Below are 6,000 nucleotides of genomic sequence, written 5' to 3' on the forward strand. Positions count from 1 at the left end.
CGCGCTGGTGAACTCCTTGTTACTTCTGTCCCGGAGAGGGTGAGTTTCGTCGCGCCCGGATACGGCGGTGAGAGCGCCGAAGGGGGATCAGCCGCCGTAACGCCGGTGCCGGGCCGCGTAGTCACGCAGGGCGCGCAGGAAGTCGACCTTGCGGAAGGCCGGCCAGAAGACCTCGCAGAAGTAGTACTCGGAGTGCGCCGTCTGCCACAGCATGAATCCGGACAGCCGCTGCTCGCCGCTGGTACGGATCACGAGGTCCGGGTCGGGCTGGTCACCGGTGTAGAGATGGCGGCCGATCAGGTCGACGCTGACGGACTCGGCGAGGTCCTCCATCGAGGTGCCCTTGTCGTGCGCGTCGACGATCATCGACCGCACGGCGTCGGCGATCTCCTGGCGTCCGCCGTAGCCGATGGCGACGTTGACCAGTATCCCGTCGACGTGTGCGGTGGCCTCCTCGGCCTCCTTGAGGGTGGTCTGCATCCCGGAGGGCAACAGGTCGGGCGTCCCGACGTGGTGCACCCGCCAGCGACCGTCGGCGGCGAGGGTACGGACGACGTCCTCGATGATGCCGAGGAGCGGGACGAGCTCGTCCTGCGGCCGGTCGAAGTTGTCCGTCGACAGCAGCCAGAGGGTGACGACCTCGACGTCCGTCTCGGAGCACCAGCCGAGGAACTCCTCGATCTTCTCGGCCCCGGCCCGGTGGCCGTGCACGGTGGAGGAGCCCGCGGCCTTCGCCCAGCGCCGGTTGCCGTCCATGATGACGCCGATGTGCTTGGGCACCTGAGCGTGGTCCAGGTGGCCTTCCACCCGGCGTGCGTACAGCCTGACCAGCAGGCCGCGCAGCTTGTCGCGCAGGTTCACGTGATTGTCAGCCCCTCCGTACGGATACGGTCCCCGCGCCGTGAGCTTACCCCTGCGCCTTGGGTGGGGCGGTGTTTGGGGTGCGTGGGCGGCTGCGGGTGATTCGTGGCTGGTGCGAGCACAAAAAACGGGCCGGTCCGTGGGGGGGAGACGGACCGGCCCGAGGGGGGGCTTCCACCATAACCCTTCGTAAGGGATGCTGCGCGCATCGGCGTGCCACAATCACTCTCCGAAATCACTCGGCGACGTCCCGGTAGCCATGACGGGGCGCTTTCGTGGCGGATTCACGACGGGATGGGGGCCGATTCCCAGGGGAAACGCGGGGGATCCGGCCGGATCCGGAGGGTTTGCCGCATCTTGAGCCCCGCTCGGTGACTTGTCCGCGCTTCCCTCGCCCGGGTGACCCCGACCGCGAACGGCCACTTGACGTCGCACACGACTGCGCGGGGCGGACGCGGGTCCGATGCGATGCGCGTTCATCAGGGGTGCGCACCGGCGCACAGCACCGCGCAGCCCCCTCCGCTGCGCGGTGCCGTCGCGCAGCTTTGCTTACGCGAATTACCTTGGTCTGAACCTAAGTGAGGGGCGGAGGGAAAGCGAGTCGGCCGCCATAACAATTGTGGAAAAGGTCGGGGCTCCTTTGATGCGCAGGAGGTGAAGGGCCTTCGCCCACGGATGCACGGTTTGCACCGCACGGCACACTGCAGGCCACAAGCGGACAGCATCTGACCTCTGTTCGGCCTAACGTCGCCCTATGACCGTCACTGTCACGTGGGGCCGGGCGAGTGCGCGGCGGCTGGAGCGGCAGTTCCTGGACCGTCCCGCCGAGCGCGGCACGCCGGTCGCCGATGTGGTCGGGGCGATGCTGGGCGCGCATGCGCAGGTGCTGTCCGCGGCCGAGGTGTCGGTGGGGGTTCGGGCCGCCGGGGTGACGCGGGCGGACGTACGGGCCGCGCTCTGGGACGACCGCTCACTGGTGAAGACGTTCGGCCCGCGCGGAACCGTACATCTGCTCCCCGCCGCCGAGCTGGCGCTGTGGTGCGGTGCGCTGACCGCGATTCCGACGGGCCGTAGCCCGTTTCCACCGGATGTCCGGGTGACGGAGGAACAGGCGGAGCAGATCGTGGCGGCGATCGGGGACGCCCTCGGCGGGGTGTGTCTGACCGTGGAGGAGCTGGGCGAGGCGGTGGTCGCCCGCACCGGTTCCTGGGCCGGTGACCTGGTGATGCCCGCCTTCCAGGACCTGTGGCCGCGCTGGCGGCAGGTGCTTCTCCCCCATAGCCTTAAGGGCATGGGGGGACCCCCACGGCCGGTCAGTCGGGCGCGCTGTGCTTCGGCCCGAACCGGGGGCGGAAGGTGACGTACACGCGGCCGCCGGAGTTCGATCCGGGGCCGATGCCGGGGAAGGCGGCGCTGCGGGAGCTCGTACGCCGGTATCTGCGCGCGTACGGGCCGGCGACGCCCCAGCACTTCGCCCAGTGGCTGGCGGCGCCCGGAGGCTGGGCGGTCGCCCTGTTCACAGAGCTGGCGGAGGCCGGGGAGGTCGAGGAGGTCGCGTTCGAGGGGGCGGCGGCCTGGGTGGTGGCAGGTGACACGGAGTTCCCGGTCGGGCCGGCGCGGGGCGTGCGGTTGCTGCCGTACTTCGACGCGTACGCCATCGCCGCGCAGCCCCGGGAGTCGCTGTTCCCCGGGGCGGCGTACCGGCGGGCGCTCGCGGGCGGCCAGGCGGGGAACTATCCGGTGCTGTTGGTGGACGGAGTGGTGGCCGGGGTCTGGCATCAGCGCCGCCGGGGCCGTCGTACGACCGTCACGGTGGAGCCGATCGGACGGCGCCTGTCGGCGCGGCAGGAGCGGGAGTTGGGCGAGCAGGTGGAGCGGGTGGGCGAAGTGCTGGAGGCGAAGGCGGAGTTGGTGGTCGGGGAGGTGACGGTCGGCCCGCATGCGTGAGGTCGGTGCCGGACAGGTGTGAGGATCGCGTCGGGCACGCTCAGGCGTCGGGCTTGCGGGCCTCGAAAAGGTGGCGGGTGCTGTGCGCGACGAAGGGGCCGTCGGTCCGGATCTGCTCGTGCAGGGCGCGGAGTCGGGGGCGGTACGCCTCGACGGTGAAGCCGGGGACCATCCACACCACCTTGCGCAGGAAATGGACGACGGCTGCGATGTCGTAGAACTCCATGCGCAGCCGCTCCGCCCGCACGTCGACGATCTCCAGACCGGCCGCCTCGGCGTCGGCGCGCTCACGGTCCGGGTGGCGGGCGGCGCTCTGCTCCTGCAGGAGGGGGCCGAGGAAGTACTCGACCAGCTCGAAGACGCTGCGGGGCCCGACGTGCTGGGCGAAGTACGTGCCGCCGGGCTGGAGGAGGCGGGCGATCTCGGCCCAGTGCGGGCTGACCGGGTGCCGGCTGCTGACGAGGTCGAAGGCACCGTCGGCGAAGGGCAGCGGGGCGTCCTCGGGTGAGGCGACGACGGCGACGCCGTGCGGGCGCAGGAGGGCGGTGGCCTTGGCGACGTTCGGCGGCCAGCCCTCGGAGGCCACGGTGAGAACGGGTGTCTTGGGGGCGGCACGGCGCAGGGCGAAGTCGAGTACCTCTCCTCCCCCGGTCTGGATGTCGAGGGCGGCGGTGGTGTGGGAGAGCCGCTCGGCGAGGGACGAGGCGTATACCCAGGACGGCCGCGCCTCGGTGGCCCGCCCCTCGAACCACGAGAAGTCCCAGCCTTCGGTGGGGACGGCGGCGCCTTCGGCGACGAGGTCTTCGAAGGTACGGCTGTGCTGCGGGCGCGGCTCCTTCATACGGTGATCGTCTCAGGGCGTGGTCCGTGGCCGCCGCTCATTTTCCTGCGGCGGACGGTCTTGGGGCGGGCAGAACGAGCAGCACGTGTTCGTCGTCGCCGTGGCGGAGGGTTCCTTCGCGTTGGAAGCCGTGGCGTTCGAGGAGCCGTACGGAGGCGGTGTTGCCGTGGAAGGGGTCGGCGTACAGCGGGCGTGTCTGCTCGAGTTCGAGGAAGAGAGCGAGGGCCTTGGTGCCGATGCCCCGCCCCCAGTACGGGCGTCCGAGCCAGTAGCCGAGGAAGCGGCGGTCGCCGTGCCACCAGGAGACGACGCTTCCGGCCACGTCGTCCCCCACCGTGACCGTCTGCACCAGGCAGGTCTCGTCCCCGAGCACACTCGTCCTCCAGTGCTTCAGGAAGGCGTCGCGCGGCCGAGGCGCGAATCTCGACCGCCGGACGGCCTCCGGGTCGTGCTCGTAGGCGAGGAAGGCCTCGAGGTCGGCGTCCCGCACGTCTCGGAGCCGTACGTCTGCGTGGTCCTGGTCGTTCGGTTCTTCGCGCATGTCCAGGAGTGTGGCAGGAGCCACTGACAACGCCACCGCGCCGACGAACGCACGAACGCACGAACGCCCGGACGCTCTACGGCACCAACGGCCGCACTTCCTCGGCCACGAACCGCACGAACCCCTCCGGGTCGGGCTCATCCCCCGTCGGCTGCAGAACCACGGTGTCGGCACCGGCGTCCGCGAGCCGCTGCACGGCCTTCGCGACGGTGCCGGCGTCCCCGGCGACACCGAGGTCCGGCACGGAGCCGAGCCCTTCCGCGGCGAGCTCGGCCTTGAGGCGGGCGGGACCGTCGGCCCCGGTGGCGGCGAGCAGATAGACGACGATGCGATGCGGCTCGGCATCGGCACCGGCGCGTCCCGCCGACTGCCGCCCTTCGTCGATGAGTTGCCGCGCCTTGCGCACCACGTCGGGAGAAGCCGAGGCGGTGAGCAGAGTGCCGTCGGCGGCCTCACCGGCGAGCCGCAGCGAGCGGGGCCCGGTGACCCCGGCGATGACGGGCACCGGCTCGGCGGGCGGCCAGTCGAGGGCGACGTCGTCGAGTGTGACGTACCGCCCCTCGGTGGTGACCCGCTCCCCGCGCAACAGGGCCCGCAGCACGTCGAGATGCTCGCGCAACAGGGTCACCGGCGACTCGACCCGGGCTCCGACCTGCCCCATCCAGTCCTGTACCCCGTGCCCGACGGCGAGGATCGGACGGCCGGGGAACATACGGTGGAGCGAGGCGGCTTCCATGGCGGTGATGGCTACGTTGCGCAACGGAACGGGGAGGAGTCCGATGCCGACCTTGATCCGCTCCGTCCAGGCGAGGGCGGCCGCAGCCGTGGAGATCCCTCCCTCACGGAAACAGTCCTCCCACAGCCAGAGCTCTTCGAGGCCTGCGCTCTCGGCGAGTCGGGCGACGGATCGGAGTCGTTCGGGGGCGAGTTGGGGACGGAAGACTGCGCCTAGTCCGGTCATGGGACCTTTCCTACCCGGGTTGTGCCCGGCGGACAACAGAGTTTGAAATGGCCCCCAGGAGGTGTCCGAGCGTGGGACGACGGTGGCGGGATGGGCGGGGGACGTTGGTTGTTCACGGGGAGCTGGGTGAGGTCTCGGTTCCCGTGGAGGTCGCCTCGTCCTATCGGGCCCGTACGAAAGGGCTCCTGGGGCGTGATTCCGTCGACGGGGCGATGCTGCTGACGCCCGCGAGTGGCGTGCACACCTTCCGCATGCGCATCCCCATCGACGTCGCCTACCTCGACCGCAAGCTGAACGTCATCGCCGTACGCACCATGAGGCCGGGGCGCTTGGGCCTGCCCCGGCTTCGTGCGCGGCATGTGCTGGAGGCCGAGGCCGGGGCCATGGCGGGGTGGGGGCTGCTGGTCGGGGTGCGGGTGACGGTCGTCAGCTCTGCTGCTCCCCTCCCATGAGCCCCGTCTGCACCAACAGGCTCCCCCGCCTCCGTGAGACGAAGGTCCCCCGGCCGCTCCATGAAGGGTTCGTAGGAGGACCTTCCGGCGCCCGCGGTGTTCCGGGCGACGTCATATGCCTGGTGAGGCTGGGCTCACCCCGGAGGTTCCGTCCCCGCCGCGTCTGATGGCATCGGTACGACGCCCGGCAGCGGGGTCATCACCCAGTGCGCGTCCTCCCAGGTGATCGTCTCGGTGACCCGGACAGGCTTGTGCTCGGCACGCGCGGTGCCGGTCACGTCCACGGTCCAGACGCCCGCGAACTCCGAGGTGCGGGTCCACCGGACGTCCCAGTCCTGTGCACCGTACGCCTTGATCCGGGCGCGGGCGTCCCGCGAACCCTGGGGGTGGGCGTCGA

The 6,000-nt window shown here is 70.9% G+C and carries 6 protein-coding genes and 1 pseudogene; 2 read left to right on the top strand and 5 right to left on the bottom strand.

The genetic code is table 11. The features are described 5' to 3' along the window. Nucleotides 1–87: 87 nt before the first annotated feature. Nucleotides 88–861, bottom strand: a complete 774-nt coding sequence (locus tag ADL12_RS20725) for an isoprenyl transferase (RefSeq protein WP_062704158.1) — start codon at nucleotides 859–861, stop codon at nucleotides 88–90. 754 nt (nucleotides 862–1,615) lie between these two features. On the opposite strand from ADL12_RS20725, the pseudogene ADL12_RS20730 reads away from it, so the two are divergent. Further along, nucleotides 1,616–2,808, top strand: a pseudogene (locus ADL12_RS20730) (winged helix DNA-binding domain-containing protein). A gap of 40 nt (nucleotides 2,809–2,848) precedes the next feature. Here the strand turns inward: ADL12_RS20730 and ADL12_RS20735 are convergent. From ADL12_RS20735 to ADL12_RS20745, 3 genes are all read right to left on the bottom strand, one after another. Further along, the gene (locus ADL12_RS20735; RefSeq protein WP_062704159.1) at nucleotides 2,849–3,649 is read right to left on the bottom strand and encodes a methyltransferase domain-containing protein; all 801 of its coding nucleotides are present in this window, start codon (nucleotides 3,647–3,649) and stop codon (nucleotides 2,849–2,851) included. Between the two features lie 37 nt (nucleotides 3,650–3,686). Next, nucleotides 3,687–4,190, bottom strand: a complete 504-nt coding sequence (locus tag ADL12_RS20740) for a GNAT family N-acetyltransferase (RefSeq protein ID WP_062704160.1) — start codon at nucleotides 4,188–4,190, stop codon at nucleotides 3,687–3,689. Nucleotides 4,191–4,266: 76 nt separating this feature from the next. Further along, a complete protein-coding gene (locus tag ADL12_RS20745) occupies nucleotides 4,267–5,151 on the bottom strand; it encodes an LLM class flavin-dependent oxidoreductase (RefSeq protein ID WP_062704161.1) in 885 nt (294 codons plus the stop codon). Between the two features lie 71 nt (nucleotides 5,152–5,222). Here ADL12_RS20745 and ADL12_RS20750 point away from each other — a divergent pair, with 71 nt between their 5' ends. After that, entirely contained in the window at nucleotides 5,223–5,603 is a 381-nt protein-coding gene (locus ADL12_RS20750) for a DUF192 domain-containing protein (RefSeq protein WP_062704162.1), read from the top strand. A gap of 134 nt (nucleotides 5,604–5,737) precedes the next feature. On the opposite strand, the gene ADL12_RS20755 is transcribed toward ADL12_RS20750, so the two are convergent. After that, nucleotides 5,738–6,000: hypothetical protein (locus ADL12_RS20755; protein ID WP_159053232.1), on the bottom strand; the 263-nt coding region annotated here is incomplete at its 5' end.

Source organism: Streptomyces regalis (assembly GCF_001509475.1).
Classification (GTDB): Bacteria; Actinomycetota; Actinomycetes; order Streptomycetales; family Streptomycetaceae; genus Streptomyces; species Streptomyces regalis.

Excerpts from the sequence above, each read along its gene's own strand:
- ADL12_RS20740 (WP_062704160.1), bottom strand. The coding sequence starts at position 4,190 with ATGCGCGAAGAACCGAACGACCAGGACCACGCAGACGTACGGCTCCGA.
- ADL12_RS20735 (WP_062704159.1), bottom strand. The coding sequence starts at position 3,649 with ATGAAGGAGCCGCGCCCGCAGCACAGCCGTACCTTCGAAGACCTCGTC.
- ADL12_RS20745 (WP_062704161.1), bottom strand. The coding sequence starts at position 5,151 with ATGACCGGACTAGGCGCAGTCTTCCGTCCCCAACTCGCCCCCGAACGA.